At 44.2% G+C, this 24,015-nt stretch carries 24 protein-coding genes; 10 read left to right on the plus strand and 14 right to left on the minus strand.

What is annotated here, in order from left to right; genetic code table 11:
• Window positions 1-76: 76 nt before the first annotated feature.
• The 6 genes from nupQ to maeL form a co-directional block, all read right to left on the minus strand.
• Window positions 77-1,036, minus strand: coding sequence for a guanosine ABC transporter permease NupQ (nupQ, locus tag NZD81_RS16360; protein WP_282373281.1), 960 nt, complete (start codon window positions 1,034-1,036; stop codon window positions 77-79).
• Window positions 1,037-2,083: a guanosine ABC transporter permease NupP gene (gene nupP / locus NZD81_RS16365; RefSeq protein WP_014665180.1), complete on the minus strand. Its 1,047-nt coding sequence runs from the start codon at window positions 2,081-2,083 to the stop codon at window positions 1,037-1,039.
• Entirely contained in the window at window positions 2,076-3,608 is a 1,533-nt protein-coding gene (gene nupO, locus NZD81_RS16370; protein WP_147772469.1) for a guanosine ABC transporter ATP-binding protein NupO, read from the minus strand. Before nupO ends, nupP begins: the two co-directional genes overlap by 8 nt.
• A 74-nt stretch (window positions 3,609-3,682) precedes the next feature.
• Window positions 3,683-4,762 (minus strand): guanosine ABC transporter substrate-binding protein NupN, encoded by a 1,080-nt coding sequence (nupN, locus tag NZD81_RS16375; RefSeq protein WP_282373277.1) that lies wholly within the window; start codon window positions 4,760-4,762, stop codon window positions 3,683-3,685.
• Between the two features lie 468 nt (window positions 4,763-5,230).
• Window positions 5,231-5,938, minus strand: a complete 708-nt coding sequence (maeM, locus tag NZD81_RS16380) for a two-component system response regulator MaeM (RefSeq protein WP_014477821.1) — start codon at window positions 5,936-5,938, stop codon at window positions 5,231-5,233.
• Window positions 5,931-7,532, minus strand: coding sequence for a two-component system sensor histidine kinase MaeL (gene maeL / locus NZD81_RS16385; protein ID WP_014665177.1), 1,602 nt, complete (start codon window positions 7,530-7,532; stop codon window positions 5,931-5,933). The genes maeM and maeL overlap by 8 nt, the downstream gene beginning before the upstream one ends.
• Before the next feature lie 177 nt (window positions 7,533-7,709).
• Here maeL and NZD81_RS16390 point away from each other — a divergent pair, with 177 nt between their 5' ends.
• Window positions 7,710-8,267 (plus strand): YufK family protein, encoded by a 558-nt coding sequence (locus NZD81_RS16390; RefSeq protein ID WP_014665176.1) that lies wholly within the window; start codon window positions 7,710-7,712, stop codon window positions 8,265-8,267.
• A 213-nt stretch (window positions 8,268-8,480) separates the two neighbouring features.
• On the opposite strand, the gene NZD81_RS16395 is transcribed toward NZD81_RS16390, so the two are convergent.
• The 3 genes from NZD81_RS16395 to NZD81_RS16405 form a co-directional block, all read right to left on the minus strand.
• Window positions 8,481-8,894: a thiol-disulfide oxidoreductase DCC family protein gene (locus NZD81_RS16395; protein WP_003228839.1), complete on the minus strand. Its 414-nt coding sequence runs from the start codon at window positions 8,892-8,894 to the stop codon at window positions 8,481-8,483.
• A gap of 20 nt (window positions 8,895-8,914) precedes the next feature.
• Window positions 8,915-10,789, minus strand: a complete 1,875-nt coding sequence (locus NZD81_RS16400; protein WP_080478269.1) for a transglycosylase domain-containing protein — start codon at window positions 10,787-10,789, stop codon at window positions 8,915-8,917.
• 92 nt (window positions 10,790-10,881) lie between these two features.
• A complete protein-coding gene (locus tag NZD81_RS16405) occupies window positions 10,882-12,090 on the minus strand; it encodes a multidrug efflux MFS transporter (RefSeq protein WP_425604101.1) in 1,209 nt (402 codons plus the stop codon).
• Between NZD81_RS16405 and NZD81_RS16410 the strand changes: the two genes are divergently transcribed.
• Together NZD81_RS16410 and kapD are read left to right on the plus strand one after the other, a co-directional pair.
• On the plus strand, window positions 11,993-12,196 hold the full coding sequence (locus NZD81_RS16410) for a hypothetical protein (protein WP_014665172.1): 204 nt from the start codon (window positions 11,993-11,995) through the stop codon (window positions 12,194-12,196). The genes NZD81_RS16405 and NZD81_RS16410 overlap by 98 nt on opposite strands.
• Window positions 12,197-12,271: 75 nt before the next feature.
• Complete coding sequence (gene kapD / locus NZD81_RS16415; protein WP_014665171.1) at window positions 12,272-12,889, plus strand: 3'-5' exonuclease KapD; 618 nt, start codon at window positions 12,272-12,274, stop codon at window positions 12,887-12,889.
• Between the two features lie 26 nt (window positions 12,890-12,915).
• Here the strand turns inward: kapD and kapB are convergent, their stop codons facing one another.
• The 3 genes from kapB to patB form a co-directional block, all read right to left on the minus strand.
• Window positions 12,916-13,302 (minus strand): kinase-associated lipoprotein KapB, encoded by a 387-nt coding sequence (gene kapB / locus NZD81_RS16420; RefSeq protein WP_069840232.1) that lies wholly within the window; start codon window positions 13,300-13,302, stop codon window positions 12,916-12,918.
• 45 nt (window positions 13,303-13,347) lie between these two features.
• On the minus strand, window positions 13,348-14,634 hold the full coding sequence (kinB, locus tag NZD81_RS16425; RefSeq protein WP_069840231.1) for a sporulation sensor histidine kinase KinB: 1,287 nt from the start codon (window positions 14,632-14,634) through the stop codon (window positions 13,348-13,350).
• A 126-nt stretch (window positions 14,635-14,760) separates the two neighbouring features.
• The gene (patB, locus tag NZD81_RS16430; protein ID WP_289860987.1) at window positions 14,761-15,924 is read right to left on the minus strand and encodes a cystathionine beta-lyase PatB; all 1,164 of its coding nucleotides are present in this window, start codon (window positions 15,922-15,924) and stop codon (window positions 14,761-14,763) included.
• Between the two features lie 86 nt (window positions 15,925-16,010).
• Between patB and NZD81_RS16435 the strand changes: the two genes are divergently transcribed.
• Window positions 16,011-16,271 carry a YugE family protein gene (locus NZD81_RS16435; RefSeq protein ID WP_134975182.1) on the plus strand — a complete coding sequence of 87 codons (261 nt, stop codon included), beginning with the start codon at window positions 16,011-16,013 and terminating at the stop codon, window positions 16,269-16,271.
• Window positions 16,272-16,297: 26 nt separating this feature from the next.
• Here NZD81_RS16435 and NZD81_RS16440 read toward each other — a convergent pair whose 3' ends face one another.
• Window positions 16,298-17,119 (minus strand): alpha/beta fold hydrolase, encoded by an 822-nt coding sequence (locus NZD81_RS16440; RefSeq protein WP_040081982.1) that lies wholly within the window; start codon window positions 17,117-17,119, stop codon window positions 16,298-16,300.
• Between the two features lie 147 nt (window positions 17,120-17,266).
• Here NZD81_RS16440 and NZD81_RS16445 point away from each other — a divergent pair, with 147 nt between their 5' ends.
• The 3 genes from NZD81_RS16445 to yugI all read left to right on the plus strand — a co-directional run bounded on the left by NZD81_RS16445 (window position 17,267) and on the right by yugI (window position 19,522).
• A complete protein-coding gene (locus NZD81_RS16445; RefSeq protein ID WP_009968070.1) occupies window positions 17,267-17,767 on the plus strand; it encodes an Lrp/AsnC family transcriptional regulator in 501 nt (166 codons plus the stop codon).
• On the plus strand, window positions 17,768-18,928 hold the full coding sequence (locus tag NZD81_RS16450; RefSeq protein ID WP_014665165.1) for an aminotransferase: 1,161 nt from the start codon (window positions 17,768-17,770) through the stop codon (window positions 18,926-18,928).
• A gap of 201 nt (window positions 18,929-19,129) precedes the next feature.
• Window positions 19,130-19,522: a S1 domain-containing post-transcriptional regulator GSP13 gene (gene yugI, locus NZD81_RS16455; RefSeq protein WP_003228864.1), complete on the plus strand. Its 393-nt coding sequence runs from the start codon at window positions 19,130-19,132 to the stop codon at window positions 19,520-19,522.
• A 76-nt stretch (window positions 19,523-19,598) separates the two neighbouring features.
• On the opposite strand, the gene NZD81_RS16460 is transcribed toward yugI, so the two are convergent.
• Window positions 19,599-19,835 (minus strand): DUF378 domain-containing protein, encoded by a 237-nt coding sequence (locus NZD81_RS16460; RefSeq protein WP_003220771.1) that lies wholly within the window; start codon window positions 19,833-19,835, stop codon window positions 19,599-19,601.
• Window positions 19,836-20,064: 229 nt separating this feature from the next.
• On the opposite strand from NZD81_RS16460, the gene NZD81_RS16465 reads away from it, so the two are divergent.
• The 3 genes from NZD81_RS16465 to NZD81_RS16475 all read left to right on the plus strand — a co-directional run bounded on the left by NZD81_RS16465 (window position 20,065) and on the right by NZD81_RS16475 (window position 23,968).
• On the plus strand, window positions 20,065-21,228 hold the full coding sequence (locus NZD81_RS16465; protein ID WP_282373261.1) for an iron-containing alcohol dehydrogenase: 1,164 nt from the start codon (window positions 20,065-20,067) through the stop codon (window positions 21,226-21,228).
• A 104-nt stretch (window positions 21,229-21,332) separates the two neighbouring features.
• The gene (locus NZD81_RS16470; RefSeq protein WP_282373260.1) at window positions 21,333-22,505 is read left to right on the plus strand and encodes an iron-containing alcohol dehydrogenase; all 1,173 of its coding nucleotides are present in this window, start codon (window positions 21,333-21,335) and stop codon (window positions 22,503-22,505) included.
• Between the two features lie 110 nt (window positions 22,506-22,615).
• Window positions 22,616-23,968, plus strand: a complete 1,353-nt coding sequence (locus NZD81_RS16475; protein ID WP_003243401.1) for a glucose-6-phosphate isomerase — start codon at window positions 22,616-22,618, stop codon at window positions 23,966-23,968.
• The last annotated feature ends 47 nt before the right edge of the window (window positions 23,969-24,015 follow it).

The following is a 24,015-nucleotide window of genomic DNA, read 5'->3' on the forward strand; positions in this document are numbered from 1 at the left end:
CCAATAAACAATTAAATTAAGGGGGTCTTTTGAATTAGAAAAAACCCTGAGAAGCATCTTCCCAGGGGAGAATGTTTTATCTTTTTCCTTTAATATAAGGCACACCATTGGCTTTTGGTGCATCTGCCCGCCCGATAAAGCCGGTTAAAGCGAGAATCGTTAAGACATAAGGAGCCATCAGCATATACACATTTGGTATGTCTTTAAAGAGAGGGAGCAGCGATCCAATGATGCTTAAGCTTTGGGCGAATCCGAAAAACAGGGCGGCCCCCAGCGCCCCAATCGGATGCCATTTTCCAAATACAAGCGCTGCCAGTGCGATAAAGCCTTGTCCAGAGATGGTAGAGTGCGTAAAATCAAGCGCAATCGTGGAAGCATATACGCCGCCGCCGAGACCGCCAAACAATCCGCTGATCATCACGCCGATATAGCGCATTTTATATACGTTGATTCCCATCGTATCGGCTGCCATCGGATGCTCTCCGACAGAACGGATACGGAGGCCGAACGGCGTTTTAAACAAGATAAACCAAGAAAGAAAGGCAAGTGCTATTGCAAGAATAGACGTATAATAAACATCCGAAAAGAAGATCTTTCCCAAAACAGGGATATCGCCCAAGCCAGGAATTTTTGTCTTATAAAAAGGCTCTGGGATTTTGTCTGTCTGTGCTTTGCCGTAGATCAGCTTGACGATAAATAAAGTTGACCCAAGCGCCAGCATGTTAATGGCGACACCGCTGACTGTCTGGTCGGCGCGAAATGAAATCGCCGCTGCCGCGTGAATCAGTGAGAACAGTACGCCTGCTGCCATGGCGGCGAGGAGTGAAAGCCATGGTGCGGAGGCACCTAATTCCTGACCTAAAAATAAATTAAATAACACGCTGGTGAACGCCCCGATAATCATGAGGCCTTCTAGACCGATATTCACAACACCTGATCTCTCGGAAAACACGCCGCCGAGAGCAGTTAAAATAAGCGGGGCCGCATAAACGAGTGTGGCTGGGACAATGATAGATAAAATCTGCACAAAGTCCACTTAATTCGCCCCCTTTTTCTTCAATTTGCCCATGACAAAACGAATCGCATAGCTTGAAGCCACAAACAGAATAATAATGGCAATCACAATGTCGACAACCTCTGATGGGACGCCTGATTCAATCGGCATATTTAACGCGCCGATTTTCAGCCCGCCAAGCAGGCATGCTGCCAGTACAACGCCGATGGCTGTGTTTCCCCCGAGAAGAGCGACCGCGATACCATCAAAGCCTACGCCGGTAAATGCGCCTTTCACTGCTGCGTATTCGAATGTTCCCAGGCCTTCCATAGCTCCGGCAAGTCCTGCAAAAGCACCGGAGATAAGCATGGAGGTCATGATATTCTTTCGCACGCTCATGCCGGCATACTGGGAAGCGTGCTGGTTAAACCCGACGGCCCGGAGCTCAAATCCCTTTGTTGTTTTGTTGATGATAAACCACATGATAACTGCTGCGAGAAGGGCAACGATGATTCCAAAATGCAGCCGTGAGTAATCGGTGATCTGTTCAAGAATCGGAGAGCGGAGGGAGGCGGATTCTTGAATTTTTCCCGTCTTATCTTGATGATCTGTCAAGACGTTTGAAATGATGTAATTGGTCATATGCAGTGCGATATAATTCATCATAATGGTGACAATGACTTCATGAACATAGAAGCGCGCTTTCAAAACGCCGGGAATAAAACCCCATAATCCTCCTGCAGCTGCCGCTGTAAGCAGTGCGAGCGGCAAGTGGATATATGCTGGTCCGTCAAACGCCGTACCGACCCAAACAGCTGCTGTCCAGCCGACGAGCAGCTGGCCCTCCACACCGATATTAAAGAGTCCGGTTCTGAATGCAAAAGCCACAGCCAATCCGGATAAGATATAAGGCGTAATTTGCCGGATGGTTTCTCCGACATAATAGATTTCTCCGAATATCCCATTCCACAAAGCTGAATATCCGCTGATCACACTGTAGCCGCTCGCAAGCATAATCAGCGCTCCGGCTGCAAGACCGAGAATGATTGCGATGAGCGGCACGAGTAAATGAGAGAGTCGTTTAACCATTTGCTTTCCCCGCTTCCTTTTGCGTGCTTCCTGCCATCAAGAGACCTAGCTCCTGTTCGGTGGTGTCCTGCGGATTGACACTGGCGATAATGCGTCCTTCAAAAATAACGGCGATTCTGTCACTGAGATTCATAATTTCTTCAAGCTCAAACGAGAGGAGAAGAACGGCTTTCCCGGCATCACGCTGTTCAATGAGCTTTTTATGGACAAATTCAATAGCTCCGACATCAAGGCCTCGAGTCGGCTGGGCGGCGATTAATAAATCAGGATTTCGGTCTACTTCCCGCCCGATAATCGCTTTCTGCTGGTTTCCGCCTGACAATGCCCGCGCGTGTGTGTATTCATCCGGCGTTCTGACGTCGTACTCGCTGATCAGGCTGCGCGCTTTTTTGTACATTTCACCTTTATGTAAAATGCCCAATGCTGAATACGGCTTTTTGTAATAGCTTTGCAGCACGATATTCTCTCCGATTGGAAAATCAAGGACGAGACCGTGCTTATGGCGATCCTGAGGAATATGTCCGATTCCGGATTCAGTGATTTTTCTTGGCGTCAGGTTTTGGATCTGTTTTCCGTTTAAGGTGATGGTTCCTGAATCTGTTTTGCGGAGTCCTGTTATCGCTTCAATCAGCTCCGATTGCCCGTTTCCGTCGACGCCGGCTATGCCGAGTATTTCTCCAGCTTTGACTGAAAGCGACAAATTCCTGACCGTCTCAAATCCGCGGGTATCCTTTACAGTGATGCCGTCAATCGCAAGCACTTCCACTCCCGGCTGAGCAGCTTTCTTTTCGGTTTTGAACGATATCTCGCGGCCAACCATTAGACTGGCGAGTTCGTCTTGGTTTGTATCACGGACATCAAGGGTTTTGATGCCTTTTCCTTTGCGGATAATCGTAACGCGGTTACAAATCTCCATAATCTCTTTCAGCTTATGGGTGATTAAGATGATAGACTTCCCTTCATTGACCAGGTTCTTCATAATTTGCATCAGTTCCTTGATTTCATGTGGCGTCAAAACAGCCGTCGGTTCATCAAAAATGAGAATGTCGGCACCGCGGTAGAGGGTTTTTAATATTTCTGCGCGCTGCTGCATACCGACTGATATGTCAGCTACTTTTGCTTCTGGATGGATCTGCAGGCCGTATCGATCGGAAATATCCTGTACCTCTTGAACTGCACGCTTCCGGTCAATTCTGCCAAACTTCTTTGGCTCTTTCCCGAGAATAATATTTTCAGCAACTGTAAAGGTGTCAACAAGCATAAAGTGCTGGTGCACCATTCCAATACCGAGGTCATTCGCTTTGTTCGGACTGTTGATGTGCACCTTCTCGCCGCGCACCCGAATGTCACCCCGCTCCGGCTGATATAGCCCGAAAAGGACATTCATCAACGTTGATTTCCCCGCTCCGTTTTCACCGAGCAGCGCGTGTATTTCACCTTTTTTGACTTGAAGATTGATATTGTCATTGGCGACGATACCAGGAAACTCTTTGCGGATATTGAGCATTTCAATGACATATTCCATTGATTGACCGCTCCTTTATTCAAAATAAAAGAAAAACAAGGGATAAGGGCTCGACCTCCTTATCCCTGCGATTCTTATTCAGCTTTGAAGGTTTTCAGCTCTTTCTCAGTTGCCGGGACTTCCAACCCGTCGATGATTTTTTTCTTCCATTTATCGACCTGTTTGATCACATCATCCGATAGATTTTGCTTAGATGGAGAAATGCCGACTCCGTCTTGATCAAGCCCGTAGGTAAGTGTTTCGCCGCCAGGGAACTTTCCGTCGCTCGCTTTTTTCGTTAAATCTTCAACCGCTGTATCTACTTTTTTAACCATGGAAGTGAGGGTGACATTATTATCAGTTCCTTCTACCTGGCCTTCTGCGTATTGGTCTTTATCAACACCGATGACCCAGACATTGCGTTTTGGATCTTCTTTTTTCAGGTTTTTCGCTTCAGTAAAGACACCTGTGCCGGTGGCTCCTGCTGAGTGATAAATAACATCTACACCTGATTTATACATGCTTTCGGCGGTTGCTTTGCCGACATCGGCTTTATCGAAACCCCCTGCATATTTCACTTCCACAACGGCTTTTAGGTTAATTGCCTTCACACCGGCACGGAAGCCGACCTCGAATTTTTTGATTAACTCTGATTCCATGCCTCCTACAAAGCCGATTTTTCCTGATTTGCTTGATAGGGCTGCGGCCACTCCGACGAGAAAGGAGCCTTCCTGTTCTTTAAACGTAATACTTGCGACGTTGTCTTTATCGACAACAGCATCTATAATCGCAAAATTTGTATTTTTGCGCTGATCAGCAATTTCACTGATTGAATCCTCCATTAAGTAGCCGACTCCGTAAATCAAGTCAAAATTTTCACGTGCCAATTTATTTAAGTTCGTTGTATAGTCTGCATCAGATTTGGATTGAAGGTAGTCATAACCGTTTTTTCCTTTTTTCAGACCGTTTTCTTTCCCGAAGGCTTGGATGCCTTCCCAGGCTGATTGGTTGAAAGATTTGTCATCCACTCCGCCTACGTCAGTAACCATCGCTACACTGAATTTGTTTTTGCCTTCGCCGGAGCCGCTGCTTTTTTCACTGTTTCCGCATGCTCCTAATATGGTGCCTGCTGCGATCACAAGGGACATCGCCAATCCAATTTTCCGTTTATTCAAGATATAACCCCCCAGAAAAATTTGGTTCAAAGCTGATCCGGCCAGTCATGTGATGGGCTGTCCTGAACAATTTCTTAGAATCAATAAAATTTTCTGATAATAACAAATGGAATGCGCTGAGACAGTTCTATTCTTCCCTGAATAGGCGTGGTGTGAGTATTTCCTTCGAAAGGCGGGGAAGAGAAGGATGCGGAAGGTGTTCCGGGCGGAAAACCGTGACATCTTTTTCTGAAGTAAGACTTATGACTTAGTTTTCGGGATCAACTAACCAATCATAATTTATCATTTAACTTATAAGAAATAAATAGAAATTTGCACAATTTTTTTAAAAGTATCTATTTTTAGAATTGTTTGCTCAAAAATAGAAAAACCTTTATTATTCTTGTATAACTTACCAACAATACAATCAAGCGTCTTGGCAAGAGATATGACAAAAAACGCACTGCTCGGAGCAAGCAGTGCGTTTTTTTATAGATATTGTTTTATTCCGTTAAGGTTACTGTTGTTTACGTTGTACTGAAACACTGGTCTTCCAATCGTTCCGTACGCCATTTCTACATTCAGGACCTGTATATCTTCAAGAAATTTTAAGTATTTTCGTATGGATACTTGAGAGATTTCTGTGTGCTTTGCTAAGTCTTCTGTCGTAAAAGATTCATTTTCAAATGACTGGATACTGGACCAGATCAGCTTTAGCGTGCTTTTTGTCAGGCCTTTAGGAAGCTGTACTTTTTCTGTTGCTTCTTTCTTTTGAAAAAGCTCGGCGTCGAGTTCTTTTTGACTCATGTTGCGATGGGTTGAATACACCTTTTGTTTTCGTCTGTAATCAGACAGAGCCGTTTGGAAACGTTCAAATTCAAACGGTTTGATTAAATAATCGACAGCTCCGTAACGAAGTGTTTTTTTGATCACGTCAAGCTCGCTGGCCGCTGAGATGACAATCACATCAACCGCTTCATTTTGGGCTCTCAATTCCGTCAGCAGTTCCAGCCCGTTTTTCCCCGGCATATAAATATCAAGCAAAATGAGGTCGATATGATGCTCGCCTAAGATATGCAACGCGCTTTGAAAGGAAGAAGCGATGCCTTTCAGCTGAAAGCCATCTATTTGGCTTAAGTATCGTTTATTTAATTCACCCACCATGGGGTCATCTTCAACTATTAGTACATTAATCATGATTTTCCTCCTTCGGTTCGTACGGGATGCGAATACTGAATGTCGTTCCTTCATTCTTTTCGCTTGTGAGGATCATTTGGCCCTTTAAATTTTCGATGCTTTGCTGTGTGAAATAAAGGCCGAATCCCCGGTTTTTGCCCTTTGTTGAATAGCCTTGTTCAAATACTTTGGCTTGGTCTTCTTCTGACATGCCTGCTCCAGTATCGGTAATTTCAATGTCCAGTATGCTGTTATGAAAGCGCATGGACATGGTGATTTGTTTTTTCGGCATATCGGCAACGGCGTCAAGGCCATTGTTGATGAGATTTCCGATAATTGTAATGAGTTCATGGATGACAGATGGGTCTGCCGCGTTCGGGATGACACCGTTGCATTCAATATCAAGATTTGCGCCCTGCTCACGTATGAAGCTTTGCTTTCCGAGCAGAAAACCGGCCAGTACGGAGCTTTTGACATCATTTATAATTTCACTTGTTTCTGATTTTTGCTGTATGGCTATATCTTTAATATAATCTCCAAGATCATCATACTCTTTCAGCTGGACGAGACCTAATATCACATGCAGTTTGTTCATAAATTCATGAGACTGCGCTCTCAGTGCGTTTGCATACATTTTAACACCTGATAGCTGTTCAGCTAAATGTTTTACCTCGGTCTTGTCTCGGAATGTCGCAATCGCTCCGACAGTTTGTCCTTTCAGCTGGATAGGAACTTCATTAAACACAAGCTCCAACCCGTTAATGCGGACGTCTCTATCTTGAAGAGGTTTTTTTGTCTCAATAACCTTTTTCAAGCGGCTTTTCGGCAATATGTCATCTACATCCTGATCAATGGGATTTGTGTTGATGCCCATTTTGACGAATAGCCGCTTTGCTTCCGCATTGGCAAGTTTGATTTTGCCGTGTTCATCGACAGCGAGTATTCCTTCCTTCGTCGATTCCAGCATCGCGCTCCGTTCTTCAAGGAGAGTCGCAATTTCATAAGGTTCAAGTCCGTACATGATATTTTTTACCGTACGGGCGACGATAACAGCTCCGATTACACCGACGAAGATGCTGACGCAGATAATGAAGTAAAGCGGCCGTAAGCTATGGCTGATCACTTCATCAATTTCATTTACGGTGATGCCGACCGCGACTGCACCGACCTGTTTTCCATTCTCCGCGTAGACAGGGACGAACGCTCTCTGCGATTTCCCGAGCGTGCCAGAGGCTGTGCTGATATGGACATGCCCTTTTAATACCTCGGATTCATCACCGCCCCTGAATTTTTTTCCGATTTTGCTCGGGTCAGGATGGGTTTTGCGAATACCGTTCATATCCATGACGACAACAAATTCCGTGCCGGTGATTTTCTGAACCCGCTTTGTGTAGCTCTGCAGTTCCTTTAGTTTTTTTCCGCTTTCTAAAGCAGCGGCTGTCATCGGCGCTTCTGCTACCATTTCAGCAGTCTGCAGCGCAGTGGCCTTTTCCTGGTCTCTAATCCGTTTGGTCGTTTGGGCACCGACTGTGAAAAATGTAATGAGCAATGCGATTAATACAACGATACAAACAAATATGGTGAGTCTGGTTTGCAGTTTTAATGTTTTTTTCATATAAAACTTCCTTACGTTTTATGATTCCTGCGTACTACTTTACTCTCAAAATGCTGCTTTGTGAAGATTTGGGACCGTAATTCGTAAAAAGGAGAAAAAATGGAATAATTTATCTTGTCAATGTGTTTTAAGTCCTCCATAATAAATGAGGTAGATTATAGAAAGGGACTTTTTTATATGAAAAATACTTATTTGACAGGATATTTTCCGCTGATTGCGATCCTGCTTTTTAGTTCGTCCTTATCCATCTCAACTTCACTTTATGCGTTGAAGATGCTGTCTTCATTTGGAATGTACGATGGAATGCTCGATTATTTTTCAGAGAAAGGGATCAGGCTTGCGTTATTTGCTGCCTTTGCACTTTTATATTTTATGGTTCTGTCCGCTCTGAAGTTGATAGCAAATACCGTGACTGAGCTGTCATTGCTGTTTTTTGCTAATGATCCGGAAGGGAACAACCTGAAAAAACTCAGAATGGGTTCCATGATTTATTTGGGCGGCGGGATTTTATCCTTTGTGCTCTTGCAAAACGTCATATGGATTGTGATCTGGTTTGCGGTCGTCACACTGGCTTACTTTGTGTTTACTGTATACCGGATTTATTCGACGCTTTCTCTCATGTCATTAATCGGATTTATTCTATTGGAACTGCTGTTTTGGTTTACCTTTGTTATCGGTATTCTGTTCATATTTATCAAGCTTTATAATAGCATAATGGCTAGCTTACCTGTGTAAGCTAGCCATTTTTGCGTATCGGCAAACCCTTGCATTCGCGGTCAGACTTGCGCTTCGGTACTCTATACGCAATGAAACGGCGTCTGGAATCCTCAATCATCACATCCTGTGAAAATCTGCTCCGCTCACGCTGATAAGATGACAAAATCCTAAAACGAAGCCGTTTTAGGATTTTGTCGACACTCTGTGATGGCTAGCTTCCTAGCCATTTTTTTATGGTAAAAATCTTTTTTTAATAGAAGGGGAGGGGAGCATACATTCATTTTTTTTGCCAAACCACTTATAGCGGTTTTTAGCAATGAAAGAATAGACCATATCTCTGACAGGCTTCGGCACGGCGAAAAACAGGACGAAGAGACGCCATGGGCCTCGCAGATGCCTGAAAACCTTAATGGCTGCAGTTGATTTTGTGTACACTTGGCCATCTTCAATAAAGACAAAGCTGTCAAACCGATCAGTCGGAAGCCCGCTTTTTTTCAGCAGGCTTTGTCCTGTTTCCGACTGCAGCGATGTGAAAGAAATCAATCCGTCCGGATCACGTTTAATGATAAATTGCACGGCGCCATTGCATAAATTGCAGACGCCGTCAAACAGCAAAACGCGATTTGGAATTTGTTCTGAAGTCACCCGAGATCCCCTCCGATCCTTTAATAAGCAGCTTGCAGCGTTCCTTTCCAGATGGAAAGCTGAGGGCTGATGCTGTGAAGATATTCAACGCTGGTCGGTGTATCCTTTCCGACCCAAACCCCCATTGTATACGTATCTGTCAGGCCGACAAACCACATATCGTGATAATCATTTGATGTACCGGTTTTACCGCCGATGTAAGGCGCATTGAAATATGCTTTTTTCCCTGTTCCGCTTTTCACAACGGAAGACATCAGTTTTTTCAGCTGCATGTTCGTGCGTACGCTGAATATTTGAGTCGCTTTATCATTCCATTTATAAAGCGTTTTTCCTTTAAGGTCTGTCACCTTTGTAATCGCATGGCTCGGCGTATAGCTTCCGCTGTTGCCAAATGTCGTATAAGCCTTTGTCATCTCAAGAGGCGTCATGCCGTTTGTAAATCCGCCAAGCGCCGCTGGAAGAAGATAATCGCTGTTGACAAGTTTGGCAAAATGATACGGCTCAATATAACTGAATGCCTTTTGGATGCCGACGCGGTCGAGCATTCTAATGGCCGGTGTATTATAAGAATTTTTAAACGCCGTATCAAGCGTCACTGTGCCGTACGTGCGGTTATTGTAGTTTTGCGGACAGTAATCTTTGCTGCAAAACTTGCTGGCATCAATGGTGCTGCTTGCTGTCGCTCCGGTCTGTTCAATATAAGGGCCGTAATCAAGAAGCGGCTTAATGGATGAACCCGGCTGTCTGTATGCCTGGTAGGCACGGTTAAAATCATATTTTTGATAGTTTTTCCCGCCGGACAGAGCAATGATTTGATGCGTCTGGTGATTAATCACAGCCGCTCCGCCCTGCACGCCCGCATACGGGAGCTTAGAATTCATTTGTGCCACAACTTGATTTTGCATGTACGGATTAAGTGCAGTATAAATTTTCACGCCGTCTTTCATCAGAGTGCTGACTCTTGCGGACAGCTCATTCTCGATTTTTTCTTTTTGTTTTCCTGACGCTTTCTGAAGGCGTTTATCAAAGCCTTCTGATTCAGACACCAGCTGAGTGAATTCATCGTTAACGTAGGAAACGTAGTCAGGATATTTGTCTTCTCTTTTTTCAACATCCAGTTTGATTTTTTGTTTGACGGCTTTTTTTAGTTCTTTGTCTGTAATGACCCCGGCATCTTTTAGCCCTTTAAGCAAACGTTCTTGACGGCTTTTCGTGTAGTCAAAATGCTTGAGAGGATCATATAATGTAGGGTTATTAGGTATAGCACAGATAAAAGCCATTTCTCCCACTGTGAGAGATTTCAACGGTTTGCTGAAATAGAATTGAGCCGCTGAACCGACGCCGTAAACACCATTGTTGAAATAAATAGTATTTAAGTAAGCTTCAAGAATTTCATTTTTCGTATACTTTTTCTCAAGCTGATAGGAATACGCGAGCTCTGTCAGCTTACGGCTGAAGGAGCGTTCGTGGCTCAAATACAAGTTTCTTGAAAGCTGCTGTGTGATGGTGCTGGCGCCCTGGTCAATTTTCTTGTCTTTTACGTTAGAAGCAGTTGCCCGCACCATTCCCATAAAGTCAAAGCCTTTATGCTCGTAAAAATGTTTGTCCTCAGATGTTAAGAAAATCTGTTTGACTTCCTCGGGAATCTTGTCAAATGGAACGAGCACGCGGTTTTCGTGGTCGCTGACGATTTCCGAGACAAGGGAGCCGTCCCTGTCATACATGTAGCTGTTCTGAACAAGGCTGATATCTTTCAGATTAATATTTTTATCAAGCACCTGATCCAGGGACTTCATTTGTTTGACTTCTTTTCCGGAAGCGATAACTGTAAATGCAAACAATGGGATTATGCAAAGGAGCAAAATCCATCCGATTATTTTTCGTAACATGGTCACTCTCTTTTCTCCTAAATTCTAGCCATATCGTACCATTCTTTTGAGATTACGAGAAGGTTAAATTTAGAAGATTCCTCAGTTTTTTATCGGAATCAGCTTGCTTTGGCATAGGAATCCTTCTGGAGTTTCGGCATGATCCAAAGCATACAGGCGCCGGCAAAAAAGAGAAACGCTGTGACATAAAAGGTGGCCGAAATCGTAAAATGGCTCGATATGATTCCGCCGAGAAGAGGTCCGAGCACGTTTCCTAAAAAGCGAAAGCTGACATTGTAGCCGAGAACTTCTCCTTGAATGCTGCCGGGGGCCTGAACGCGGATCGCTGCCGTGATGCATGGCAGTAAACCGCCCATCGCCATTCCGAAAAAAAATCTGAAAACAAGGAGAACGCTGAGTGAGGACGCGAGCGCCTGCGGAATAAAAAAGAAAGAAGCGGCGATCAAAAGTCCGATTAAAATGCGGCGGTGGCCGTAGCGGTCGCCAAGATCACCCCATTTTCTAGCCAGAAGCAAACTTCCGAGTCCCGTTGCTGAAAATGCCATGCCGGAGAAAAAGGCAAGATTGACAGGCCCGTGCAGCTCATTTACATATAAAGCGAGCAGCGGCTGGATACTGAAATTGCCTGTTTGGATCAGCATGGTTAACAGCATCATGACCCACAGCGCCGGCTGGTGAAAAATATAGGAGAGCACTTCTTTTCTCGAGTAAGACGTACGTTTGGCTGTTTTCTCTGCAAGAGGTTTTTCTTTGACGCCAAATAATACGAGAAGAACAGATGAGAAAATCACAAAGGATGTGATAAAAAAGGTATACGTAAAGCCGAAACGATCAGCAAGCATGCCTCCCAAAAGCGGGCCGAACAAGCTTCCGGACACTTGCCCCATTTGCAGCGTGCCAAGTGTTTTGCCGGCTGAGCTCTTCGGAGTCTGTGCCGAAATCATCGCAAGAGATGTCGGGATGAATCCGGTTACAAGACCCATTGCCATGCGCAGAAAAAACAATTGGTACACCGATGTAACAAAGCCCATTAAGAAAATGCTGAGGGCAATGCCTGTTCCGGTTGCCATAAGGATTTTCTTGTATCCGCGTTTGTCTCCGAACCGTCCCCAAAACGGGGATACCAAAAACGCCATGAGAAATGTAATGCCGAACACATAGCCGCTCCATCTTTGCACAAAGCCGTTTGAAAAAGAGCTGAGCGACTCAATGTATAAGGAGAGAAAAGGAACGATCATCGTAGTGCTAGCGGAAACAAAAAAGTTCGCCAGCCACACAATGACAAAGTTTTTCTTGCGGGTAGAAATAACATCACCTTCTTATTATTTCGGGTTCCTTACTAATTATAAAGAAACGATTCACAATTTAAAAGAAACAAAGCGGCTGGGAAAATTCATTATTTTTAGAAAATGAAGAAATGTCGAGAAGGGGAATTGATATACTATAAAGATAGCATTTTCTGATCGGAGGAAAGGCAGGTGTAAAAAGGTGACGACAAACAGCTTACTCATTATTGATTTCGAATTTACAATGCCCGACGGAAAGTACAGTCCGCAAAACTTCTTCCCGGAAATCATTGAAGCCGGAATTGTAAAGTCGATTGATGATGAAGTAGTTGAGACGTTTTCTAGCTATGTGAGACCGAAAAAGTTCCCGAAGCTTACGAAACGCTGCAAGACATTTTTAAAAATCACCCAAAAACAGGTAGACGAAGGAATAAGATTCGAGGATCTCATCCGTAAACTAAACGAGCTTGATCCTGAGAAAAACAGCACAATTATTACGTGGGGAAACATGGATATGAAAGTGCTGAAGCAAAACTGTATGTTTAACCATATCCCTTTCCCGTTTAAGGGAGAAATGAGAGATTTATCGCTTGAATACAAAAACTTTTTTGGAGACCGGACATTGACGGGTTTATGGAAAGCTGCTGAAGAGTATGGAGATTCCGGAACCGGCACCCATCATAAAGCGCTTGATGATGCTCTCACAGCATATAAACTTTTTAAGCTTGTTGAGCAGGATAAGCAGTATCTCGAAAAGCCAAAACCACCCACAATTGGCGAAAGAATCGATTTAACCGAACTGTTCAAGCGCGCGACGTAAAAAACCCAATCTTTTGTCAGACTGGGTTATGGCCGATTGAAATATTCTTTTTCTAAAGTGTCCAGATTATGTAGGGAGCGCTTTGCCCACTCCGAACCATCCTCATTCAATTTGGCTCTCAGCTGTGCTGTCGCCTCCCGCAGAGATTTTGTATAATCCGGCACTTCACCATCATATGGCTTCACCATATGGTGGGGGATATTGGTCTGTTCACCATTTGCGAGCGCTTTTCTCTCATGAAAAAACGGCACATCCGCCTGTTTTGGATGATGAAGGTCTCCTTGGGCGGGGTGGGTAAGAACCGCTTTTACTTTCACTAAATAATGCTGCGGCCTGCAAGCCGTGATTTCTCCTATGTATACACCTGTTTTGTAAAATCCTTTAACAATAGAGCCTGTCTCAAACGTGCTCATCTGTCATCACCTCGCATTTATTCTATTAAAGTTCCAAGCGATTTGCTAGTGAGGAAGATCAGCGGGAAGCTTAATTGTCACCGTAGTGCCTTTTTGAAAGCTGCTGTTAAATGAAATGGTCCCGTGATGATGTTCAATAATGGAAAAGGTTACGGTAAGACCGAGTCCCGTTCCGTTCGTTTTTAAGGAATAATAAGGTTCGCCGAGTTTTTGCATTTGATGGTCTGTCATCCCGACCCCGTTGTCTGTGATGTTTATCATGATCGTATGGCCGTTTCTTTTGGCCGATATGCGGATCATCCCCTTCCCGTGAGGAACCGCTTCAATACTGTTTTTCATCAGGTTGATGACAGCTTGCTTCAGCTTTGTTGCGTCCCCGTATATCAAAAGGTCCGGTTCTGTTTCAGCCTCGACGGTTACTGACTTGTAATTGGCATACGACACCATAAGGTTGCTTGTCTCTTTAATAAGGGCAGATAAATCAAAAACCTCTTTTTCATATAATTGCTGTTTCGCCATATCGAGATAGTTTGTGATAATGCCTTGTGCCCGGTCAAGCTCTGACAGTACAAGCTGTTTGTAATCCGCACTCGACTTGTTTTGCAGGGTTTCGTCATTAAAAAGCAGCTGGATAAACCCGCGGACAACTGTCAAAGGATTCCTGACCTCATGAGCGACGCTCGCTGCCAGTTCGCTCACAATCGTCATTTTTTCAGAATGGATAAGCTGTGAGCGCAAGGCGATATTTTCGGCGATGCTTTCGATAATATAGATGCTTAATAGAAGAACACTGGAGCGGAAAAGCCCTGAGACTACCGCCTCGTAAACGAAAATTCCTGATTTTTGAAAATTTAAAATATTTAAGGCGGAAAGAATCCAGCTGGAGGCGAAAAATAGGAAAATCTCCAAGCAGCTGATCAATAAAGACAGCAGCAGTTTTTTCGCTTTGGACATAAATGGCCATTTTTTCTGAAATAGGATTGGGATAATGATAAGAAAAGGCAGCAAAGTGAAAACAAATATTGCGGAAGGTTCGTAAAAAAGCAGTTCAAAACATAGGACAGATGCGGCGACTGTGAGTCCGGAAGCGGTGCTAATGTAAAATAAACAAATGATAACGGGAATCATCTGAAGGCCGTATTGTATGTAGTCCATTTCATGAATCGGGAAAAGAATGCATAAAACGGAGGCGCCGCAGGCGAAGAGCGTGACCAAACCGCTGTTTATTTTTGGCACAAGAATCGCAGGTTTTCCAAGCCAAAACACTTGGTAAAGAAGAATAGGAAACAAAATAAAGCAGATATGCAGGAGATAGTCTTTTAGAATTTCCATTCGTGTGAAATCCTTTCGTATAAAATATGAATCTATTATAACACTAAATATTAGAAGTAAAATATAAAATTCCTTTATTAAGAACGCCTTTACGAATGAAGACGTAAAGGCGTTTCAGAGCTATATTTATGATAATGCGGTTTTGATGCGGTGCAGGCCGTCCTGCAGGGTTGCGAGAGAACATCCCGCGTTTAGGCGCATGAATCCTTCTCCGCCAGGCCCGTATTTCGTCCCGGGCTCTAGGATGATCTTTCCTATTTTTAGCATTCTTTGCTGAAGGTCTGTGTCGGACAAGCCGTAAGCGCTAAAGTCGAGCCAGATCAGGTATGATGCATCCGGTTTCATCATTTTGACCTTCGGCATCTCGGAGCTCAAAAAGGCTTCCGCTTCGGTCATGTTTTTCTCAAGGTAAGAGATCAATTCATCAAGCCACGGCCCGCCTTTTGAGTATGCGGCTTCGATTGCAGTGACGGCAAACGCGTTTAATCCGCCTAAACCATTGCGCTGCAGGCTTGCAGAAAACTTGGCGCGCTTCAGGCGATCGGGAATCATGATTGCCGAAGCCTGCAATCCGGCGATATTGAATGTTTTGCTTGGCGCAACACATGTCACGGAAAGATCAGCGAAATCGTCAGAGAGCGAAGCGAACGGCGTGTGTTTGTGTCCGTACAGCATTAAATCGGAATGGATTTCATCGGATACAACTGTGACGCCATGCTTAAGACACAATTCGCCCAGCTTCAGCAAATCTTCACGGCCCCATGAACGACCTGAAGGGTTATGAGGATTGCATAAAATAAACAATGTAACGCTTGGGTCACTAAGCTTCGTTTCCAAATCGTCAAAATCCATTGCATATGAGCCGTCTTTTTCTAGCAAAGGATTATGTAAAATGTGCCGGCCGTTTTTCTCAACCATATGGTAAAAAGGCGTATAAACTGGAGGCTGTACAACGACTTGATCGCCAGGCTCCGTGAAAGCTTGTACCGCCATGCTCAAAGCCGTTACAATGCCCGGGCTGAATGTGATGCTTTCCGGATTCACCTTCCAGCCGTGCCTGTTTTGCATCCATGCGCACACCGCATCCTTCGTTTTTTGATCCGGAGCCGTATAACCGAAAATTCCGTGTTCAAGGCGCTCTTTTAATGCTTCAGTTATCGCTTCCGGCGCGCGAAAATCCATATCCGCCACCCACATCGGGAGTGCGTCTGTCACGCCGAATAATTCGCCTGTTTTGTCCCATTTGACCGATTGGGTGCCAAGGCGTTCTTCTCGTTTATCAAAGTTCATTCTGTTACCTCCTCATGTATGTTTATTCTTCTAAGCTTCACTATGATAAGATAGAACTGCAAATTTTATTATAAGCGGTGATGAATATGGAAGAAAGTCAAGCGGTGGGGGAAATGATCAAGATCATTGCCAAATGGGACCCGTTTAAATATGGTGAAGAGTTTTACGAAACGGAGGCAGTTGATGTCGTGCAGGCGGTCTATGATGAAGACGATCCCGCCGTGCTGGCGAAACGCATTCAGCATATATTTGAAACTTCTTTTGAACAAACGCTGCCGATCGACAGCTGCCGGGAAGTGGCTGGCCAGCTTTTATACATTAAAAACAGCAGCTCCTGCACACTTTAAAAAACCGGTTCAGCACCGGTTTTTTTCTATTTGATAAAATCAGCAATGTGTTCGGAAACAAGCTCAGGCCGTTCTTCAGGCACCAGATGTCCGGTTTGGCTAAATGAGTATAGCACGGAATTAGGCAAATCCGCGTGCAGCCGTTTACCGATCTCCATTGGGACAATTCGATCCTCCTCGCCCCAAATCAATAATGCAGGCTTGTTCATTCTCTTCAATTGTTCGGGTTCTAAATCTCCTTCTCTGTGGCGGATAAACCTTGTCATGGCTTTGAAAATCTGCTCGTCCTGAAACGGTCTGCCATAGCCGTCAATCATCTCCTCATCAATCAGCGATTTGTCATGCACAACATTTAATAAATTTTTCATCACGCCTTCTTTCGAGAGCCAGCGCTTGATATATAGATGAAAATACGGAATATGGGTCCCGAAAATGATCGTTGGATGTGAGCGTTTTAAATATCCTGAACTGCAAAGCAGCACAACCTTTGAAAAAAGCTCCGGTTTTTGGAGAGCAGCAGACAATGATATTTGTCCGCCCATAGAATGTCCGATAAGCACAGCTTGTTTCACTTGCAAGTGCTCCAAAATCCCAATGACAAGCTTTGCGAGGTTTTGATAGGTATAGATAAACGTTCTTGATTTTTCAGATTGGCCGAAAGGAGGCAAATCAAGCGCGATGATATCGTACTTGTCCCGAAGGAGAGGGATTACTTTTCTGAAGCTGAAAGCAGACGATAAAAAACCGTGTACGCAGACCAGCGTTTGCCTGCCAGGATTTTGATAATGTTCGTAATACACATTGACTCCATCGACCGTAAACCGCCTTATTGGTGAAACCGCCTCCATTCTGTGTCACTCCCTTTTTTTGATGTTTGTATTGTGCCCTGAAATTGTCAATTCTAGCGGAAGTTTCTCCTCGTTTTTTCTTAGCATTCGTCAAAAAACGTGATATAATGTCATGAGATTTCTTGACATTGCAAAGGTGTGAATCAAATGAAGTTGACAGAAAAAGAAACAGAAATATTAGAAATTTTAGACGAAAACAGCCGTGCCGATTTAGAAACCATTGCAAAGATGGCGGGCATCCCAGTAAATGAAGTAAAAACGATTATTGACAAACTGGAGAAAGAAAAGGTTATTATCGATTATTCCGCTATGATTGACTGGCGAAAAGTTGACGGACATGAGGGCGTTACGGCCATGATTGACGTCAAAGTAACGCCGAAGCGGGGAGTCGGTTTTGATGAAGTGGCGGAACGAATTTACCGATTCCAAGAGGTTGAATCAGTTTACCTGATGTCAGGCGTGTACGATTTGTCTGTCGTAATTCGCGGCAATTCGATGTCTGACGTAGCGCGTTTTGTTTCAGATAAACTGTCAACGCTTGATTCCGTTGTATCTACGACAACCCATTTTATCCTGAAAAAATACAAGCATGACGGCAAAGTGTTTGAAACAGGAGACGACGACAAAAGAATCGTGGTGTCCCCGTAAATGACTTCGTATTTATCAGACTATGTACAACAAATAAAACCATCAGGCATCCGCAAATTCTTTGATTTGGCGGCAACGATGGAAGGCGTCATTTCTTTAGGTGTTGGAGAGCCTGATTTTGTTACCGCGTGGAATGTCCGTGAAGCAAGCATTCTCTCGCTTGAACAAGGATATACGTCATACACGGCCAATGCCGGTTTATACTCATTGCGAGAGGAAATCAGCCGTTATTTGAGCAACAGGTTTGACCTTAGCTACTCGCCAGATAATGAGCTGATTGTGACAGTAGGGGCAAGTCAGGCTTTGGATATTGCGATCCGTGCTCTTGTGAATCCAGGTGAGGAAGTCATCATACCTGAGCCATGTTTTGTGGCGTACGATGCGCTTGTTTCTTTGGCAGGCGGTATCCCGGTTCATGTTCATACAACAGCAGACAAAGGGTTTAAAGCAACGGCCGCTGATTTTGAAGCGGCAGTCACTGAAAAAACAAAGGCCATTCTCATCTGCTCACCATCGAATCCGACAGGTTCGGTTTATTCGAAGGAAGAACTGAATGCGATTGCTGAGTTTGCCAAAAAACATGATGTCATTGTCTTAGCCGACGAGATCTACGCGGAGCTGACATATGATGAGGAATTTACAAGTATAGCGGCATTACCGGGAATGAAGGAACGGACGGTCGTCATTTCAGGCTTTTCAAAAGCATTTGCGATGACGGGCTGGAGGCTTGGTTTTGCTGCAGCACCATCCATGCTTCGGGATGCAATGCTTAAAATCCATCAATATGCGATGATGTGCGCGCCCGCAATGGCGCAGTTTGCCGCCCTTGAAGGCCTGAAGAACGGCATGGAAGACGTAGAAAAAATGAAAAAAAGCTATCGAAGAAGACGGAATCTGTTTGTAGAATCTCTCAATGAAATCGGTCTCAGCTGCCATCACCCGGGCGGCGCTTTCTATGCTTTTCCATCCATTAAAAGCACGGGAATGAGCTCAGAACAGTTTGCAGAAGAGCTTCTGACGCAGGAAAAAGTGGCAGTTGTTCCGGGAAGCGTGTTTGGACCGAGCGGTGAAGGATATATCCGCTGTTCATACGCAACCTCGATTGAACAGCTTCAAGAAGCGTTAGTCAGAATGAAACGCTTCCTCCACAAAACAACATAAAAAAAGATACGAACCTTTTGTTCGCATCCAATAAAAGGGGGGAATACTAGAAAGCCTTTGGTATTTTCAGTTTACCCCCTTTTTGCCGTGCACAAACCTGATTTTTTATAAAAAAGATTTCTTTGCGAAAATAAGACATGTGTGATATAATTTTAAATTGCGTATAAACAGATATTTAATTTAACTTAGGAGTTGTTATGAATGGCAGCAAAATTTGAAGTGGGCAGTGTTTACACTGGTAAAGTTACAGGATTACAAGCGTATGGTGCGTTTGTTGCATTAGATGAAGAAACTCAAGGTTTAGTACACATTTCTGAAGTGACTCACGGTTTCGTAAAAGATATCAACGAGCACCTTTCAGTTGGCGACGAAGTACAAGTAAAGGTACTTGCTGTTGATGAAGAAAAAGGAAAAATCAGCCTTTCAATTCGTGCGACACAAGCTGCGCCTGAGAAAAAAGAAAGCAAACCAAGAAAACCTAAAGCTGCGCAAGTAAGCGAAGAAGCTTCTACACCACAAGGTTTCAACACATTAAAAGATAAGCTTGAAGAGTGGATCGAAATGTCCAACCGCAAAGACCTTATCAAAAAATAAGTATGAAAAAAGCACCGGACAGGAATGTTCGGTGCTTTTGCTTTCATGCAAAATCCTATTTCAGCGTATTGATATCCTATCGCATTTCAGGATTTGCTGCTTCTTCACGTGATCTTTCCTCGTTTGGCTTAAATAGCAGACCGAGGTTGATTAAGCCGGCGATTCCGACAAGTCCGTAAATGATTCGGGAAAGGGCTGACCCCTGGCCGCCGAAAATAGCCGCTACTAAGTCAAATTGGAAAAATCCGATCAGTCCCCAGTTAATAGCGCCAATGATGGTTAATACAAGACAAATTCTCTGAATGGTACTCATGTTTTGCAACCTCCTCCATGAATTATTAAAACAGTTATAGATTGTGACATATTGGAGAATCTATACATGCTTTCTCCATATGAGGGAAACTGGCCTGCCCTCGCTTATATCAGCTTCTTTCCCAGCGTTTTGCAAGATAAAACCATCAGATATGCTGAGAGGCGAGAGCTGATTGCTTTACATGTGGTGAGGACATTCTGCATAATAAAAAATCTAAGGAGGAGATGTCATGCAAAACTTTACATACTGGAATCCGACCAAATTAATTTTCGGGCGCGGCGAAGTGGAAAGACTTCCGGAGGAACTCAAACCTTACGGGAAAAACGTATTGCTTGTGTACGGAGGCGGCAGCATTAAACGCAGCGGCCTGTATGATCAAGTGATCGAACAGCTGAATAAAGCCGGAGCGACCGTGCATGAATTAGCAGGTGTGGAACCGAATCCGCGTGTGTCGACTGTTAATAAGGGTGTTGCCGTCTGTAAAGAACACAACATTGATTTCTTACTGGCTGTCGGAGGCGGAAGCGTCATCGACTGTACAAAAGCGATTGCTGCAGGAGCAAAGTATGATGGTGATGCGTGGGATATCGTCACGAAAAAACATCAGCCAAAAGATGCTTTGCCATTCGGAACGGTATTGACTCTCGCTGCGACTGGTTCTGAAATGAACTCAGGCTCTGTTATTACAAACTGGGAAACAAAAGAAAAATACGGCTGGGGAAGCCCGCTCGTATTCCCTAAATTCTCGATTCTTGATCCGGTGAATACATTCACTGTACCTAAAAACCACACGATCTACGGGATGGTTGACATGATGAGCCATGTATTCGAACAATACTTCCATCATGTATCAAACACACCGTATCAGGACCGCATGTGTGAATCACTTCTTCGTACAGTTATTGAAACAGCGCCTAAGCTGATCAATGACCTCGAAAATTACGAATTGCGTGAGACGATTCTGTACACAGGAACAATCGCATTAAACGGCATGCTTTCTATGGGTGCAAGAGGGGATTGGGCTACTCATAATATTGAACATGCAGTATCAGCCGTTTATGATATTCCGCATGCCGGGGGACTGGCAATTCTGTTCCCGAACTGGATGAGACACACATTGTCTGAAAACCCTGCCCGCATGAAACAGCTTGCAGTTCGTGTGTTTGGTGTTGAAGAAGCAGGTAAAACAGATGAAGAAATCGCACGTGAAGGTATCGATAAACTGTCTGCATTCTGGACAAGCCTTGGCGCTCCGAACCGTCTTGCTGATTATGATATTAGTGATGAGCAGCTTGACACAATCGCTGACAAGGCAATGGCTAACGGTACATTCGGCCAATTTAAATCACTCAACAAAGAAGATGTGCTGTCAATTCTGAAGGCATCTCTATAAAAAAAGGGGAAATAGCCGTTTGGCTGCTTCCCTTTTTCTTTTTGTCAAACTTATGTTACAATGGAAAATCTGTTTTTCAAGCCAGCATTATTGGAGGTTTTACTATGGAAAATTTCACTTATTATAATCCGACAAAGCTGATTTTTGGAAAAGGTCAGCTTGAACAGTTAAGAAAAGAATTAAAACGATACGGCAAAAATGTCCTGCTTGTGTACGGAGGCGGAAGCATTAAGCGCAACGGCCTTTATGATCAAGTCACAGGCATTTTAAAAGAAGAGGGTGCTGTTGTTCATGAGCTGTCAGGTGTTGAGCCGAATCCGCGACTTGCGACAGTGGAAAAAGGCATAGGCCTTTGCAGAGAACATAGCATTGATTTTCTGCTTGCTGTCGGCGGAGGCAGTGTCATTGACTGTACAAAAGCGATTGCAGCTGGCGTCAAATACGACGGTGATGCTTGGGATATTTTCAGCAAAAAAGTAACAGCGGAGGATGCGCTGCCATTTGGCACTGTTCTAACGCTTGCTGCAACAGGCTCTGAAATGAACCCTGATTCCGTGATTACAAACTGGGAAACAAACGAGAAATATGTGTGGGGAAGCAATGTGACTCATCCGCGTTTCTCAATTTTAGATCCTGAAAATACGTTCACGGTTCCTGAAAATCAAACAGTATACGGCATGGTTGATATGATGAGCCATGTATTCGAACAATACTTCCACAACGTTGAAAGCACGCCGCTTCAGGATAGAATGTGCTTTGCTGTTTTGCAGACGGTCATCGAAACAGCTCCTAAGCTTCTTGAAGATCTTGAAAACTACGAGCTTCGTGAAACGATTTTGTATGCTGGTACAATCGCTTTAAACGGCACGCTCCAAATGGGCTACTTTGGTGACTGGGCTTCTCATACAATGGAACACGCCGTTTCAGCTGTGTATGATATTCCGCATGCGGGCGGTTTGGCGATACTGTTCCCGAACTGGATGAGATATACGCTTGATACAAACGTAGGCCGCTTCAAAAACCTCATGCTCAACATGTTTGACATTGATACGGAAGGCAAAACAGATAAAGAAATTGCGCTTGAAGGAATCGATAAACTGTCTGCTTTCTGGACAAGCCTTGGCGCGCCTTCCCGTCTTGCTGATTACAATATCGGAGAAGAAAAGCTTGAGCTGATTGCTGATATCGCAGCCAAGGAAATGGAACACGGCGGCTTCGGCAACTTCCAAAAACTGAACAAAGATGACGTGCTTGCCATCCTTCGCGCGTCTCTATAACCCCAAAGGGCGGAATCCAGTCATTCCGCCTTTCTTCTTGACTTGATTTCACAGATAAGTTCATATAAAGTGAAAGATGAAAACATTATACCGTTATGGAGGGACAAGCAATGACGCATGTACGCTTTGACTACTCAAAAGCGTTGACTTTCTTCAACGAACATGAACTTACATACCTGCGGGACTTTGTAAAAACTGCACACCATAATATCCATGAAAAAACAGGCGCGGGCAGCGATTTTCTAGGCTGGGTGGACCTCCCTGAACATTATGATAAAGAAGAATTCGCGCGCATCAAAAAAAGCGCGGAAAAAATCAAATCTGACTCTGATGTATTGCTTGTTGTCGGCATCGGCGGTTCTTACCTTGGGGCGCGGGCAGCGATTGAAGCGCTGAATCACGCGTTTTATAACACTTTGCCAAAAGCAAAACGCGGCAATCCGCAAGTCATTTTTATCGGAAACAACATTAGTTCATCTTATATGAGAGACGTCATGGATCTTCTTGAAGATGTTGACTTCTCTATTAATGTCATTTCTAAATCAGGTACGACAACTGAACCTGCAATCGCTTTCCGTATTTTCCGCAAGCTTCTTGAAGAGAAATACGGTAAAGAAGAAGCGAAAGCGCGGATTTATGCAACAACAGATAAAGAGCGCGGCGCATTAAAAACGCTTTCTAACGAAGAAGGCTTCGAATCATTCGTTATCCCTGACGATGTCGGCGGCCGTTATTCAGTCTTAACAGCTGTAGGCCTCTTGCCGATTGCTGTCAGCGGCGTCAACATTGACGACATGATGAAAGGCGCCTTGGATGCGAGCAAAGATTTTGCAACATCTGAACTGGAAGATAACCCTGCATACCAATATGCGGTTGTTCGCAATGTCCTTTATAACAAAGGCAAAACGATCGAAATGCTCATCAACTACGAACCAGCGCTTCAATATTTTGCGGAATGGTGGAAGCAGCTGTTCGGAGAAAGTGAAGGGAAAGATGAGAAGGGCATTTATCCTTCTTCAGCCAACTATTCAACAGACCTTCATTCTTTAGGCCAGTATGTACAAGAAGGCCGCAGAGATTTATTCGAAACGGTGCTGAACGTAGAGAAACCTAAACATGAACTGACAATCGAGGAAGCGGATAACGATCTTGACGGCTTGAACTATTTAGCCGGTAAAACGGTTGATTTCGTTAACAAGAAAGCATTCCAGGGCACAATGCTTGCCCATACTGACGGAAATGTTCCGAACTTAATCGTTAACATTCCTGAGCTGAATGCATATACTTTTGGATACCTTGTATATTTCTTCGAAAAAGCCTGCGCGATGAGCGGTTACCTTCTTGGCGTCAATCCGTTTGACCAGCCTGGTGTAGAAGCGTACAAAGTCAATATGTTTGCATTGCTTGGCAAACCTGGCTTTGAAGAGAAAAAAGCAGAGCTTGAAAAACGTCTGGAAGATTAATGTGACAAAGCTGACTGGCATATTGCCGGTCGGCTTTTTATAAAATC

This window comes from Bacillus sp. B.PNR1 (assembly GCF_030386235.1).
Lineage (GTDB): Bacteria > Bacillota > Bacilli > Bacillales > Bacillaceae > Bacillus > Bacillus stercoris.

Coding starts and splice junctions, on each gene's coding strand:
- nupP (WP_014665180.1), bottom strand. CDS start 2,083: ATGGTTAAACGACTCTCTCATTTACTCGTGCCGCTCATCGCAATCATT.
- nupO (WP_147772469.1), bottom strand. CDS start 3,608: ATGGAATATGTCATTGAAATGCTCAATATCCGCAAAGAGTTTCCTGGT.
- maeM (WP_014477821.1), bottom strand. CDS start 5,938: ATGATTAATGTACTAATAGTTGAAGATGACCCCATGGTGGGTGAATTA.
- maeL (WP_014665177.1), bottom strand. CDS start 7,532: ATGAAAAAAACATTAAAACTGCAAACCAGACTCACCATATTTGTTTGT.
- NZD81_RS16390 (WP_014665176.1), top strand. CDS start 7,710: ATGAAAAATACTTATTTGACAGGATATTTTCCGCTGATTGCGATCCTG.
- NZD81_RS16410 (WP_014665172.1), top strand. CDS start 11,993: ATGTATAAGGAGAGAAAAGGAACGATCATCGTAGTGCTAGCGGAAACA.
- kapB (WP_069840232.1), bottom strand. CDS start 13,302: ATGAGCACGTTTGAGACAGGCTCTATTGTTAAAGGATTTTACAAAACA.
- kinB (WP_069840231.1), bottom strand. CDS start 14,634: ATGGAAATTCTAAAAGACTATCTCCTGCATATCTGCTTTATTTTGTTT.
- patB (WP_289860987.1), bottom strand. CDS start 15,924: ATGAACTTTGATAAACGAGAAGAACGCCTTGGCACCCAATCGGTCAAA.
- NZD81_RS16435 (WP_134975182.1), top strand. CDS start 16,011: ATGGAAGAAAGTCAAGCGGTGGGGGAAATGATCAAGATCATTGCCAAA.
- NZD81_RS16440 (WP_040081982.1), bottom strand. CDS start 17,119: ATGGAGGCGGTTTCACCAATAAGGCGGTTTACGGTCGATGGAGTCAAT.
- NZD81_RS16445 (WP_009968070.1), top strand. CDS start 17,267: ATGAAGTTGACAGAAAAAGAAACAGAAATATTAGAAATTTTAGACGAA.
- NZD81_RS16450 (WP_014665165.1), top strand. CDS start 17,768: ATGACTTCGTATTTATCAGACTATGTACAACAAATAAAACCATCAGGC.
- yugI (WP_003228864.1), top strand. CDS start 19,130: ATGGCAGCAAAATTTGAAGTGGGCAGTGTTTACACTGGTAAAGTTACA.
- NZD81_RS16460 (WP_003220771.1), bottom strand. CDS start 19,835: ATGAGTACCATTCAGAGAATTTGTCTTGTATTAACCATCATTGGCGCT.
- NZD81_RS16465 (WP_282373261.1), top strand. CDS start 20,065: ATGCAAAACTTTACATACTGGAATCCGACCAAATTAATTTTCGGGCGC.
- NZD81_RS16470 (WP_282373260.1), top strand. CDS start 21,333: ATGGAAAATTTCACTTATTATAATCCGACAAAGCTGATTTTTGGAAAA.
- NZD81_RS16475 (WP_003243401.1), top strand. CDS start 22,616: ATGACGCATGTACGCTTTGACTACTCAAAAGCGTTGACTTTCTTCAAC.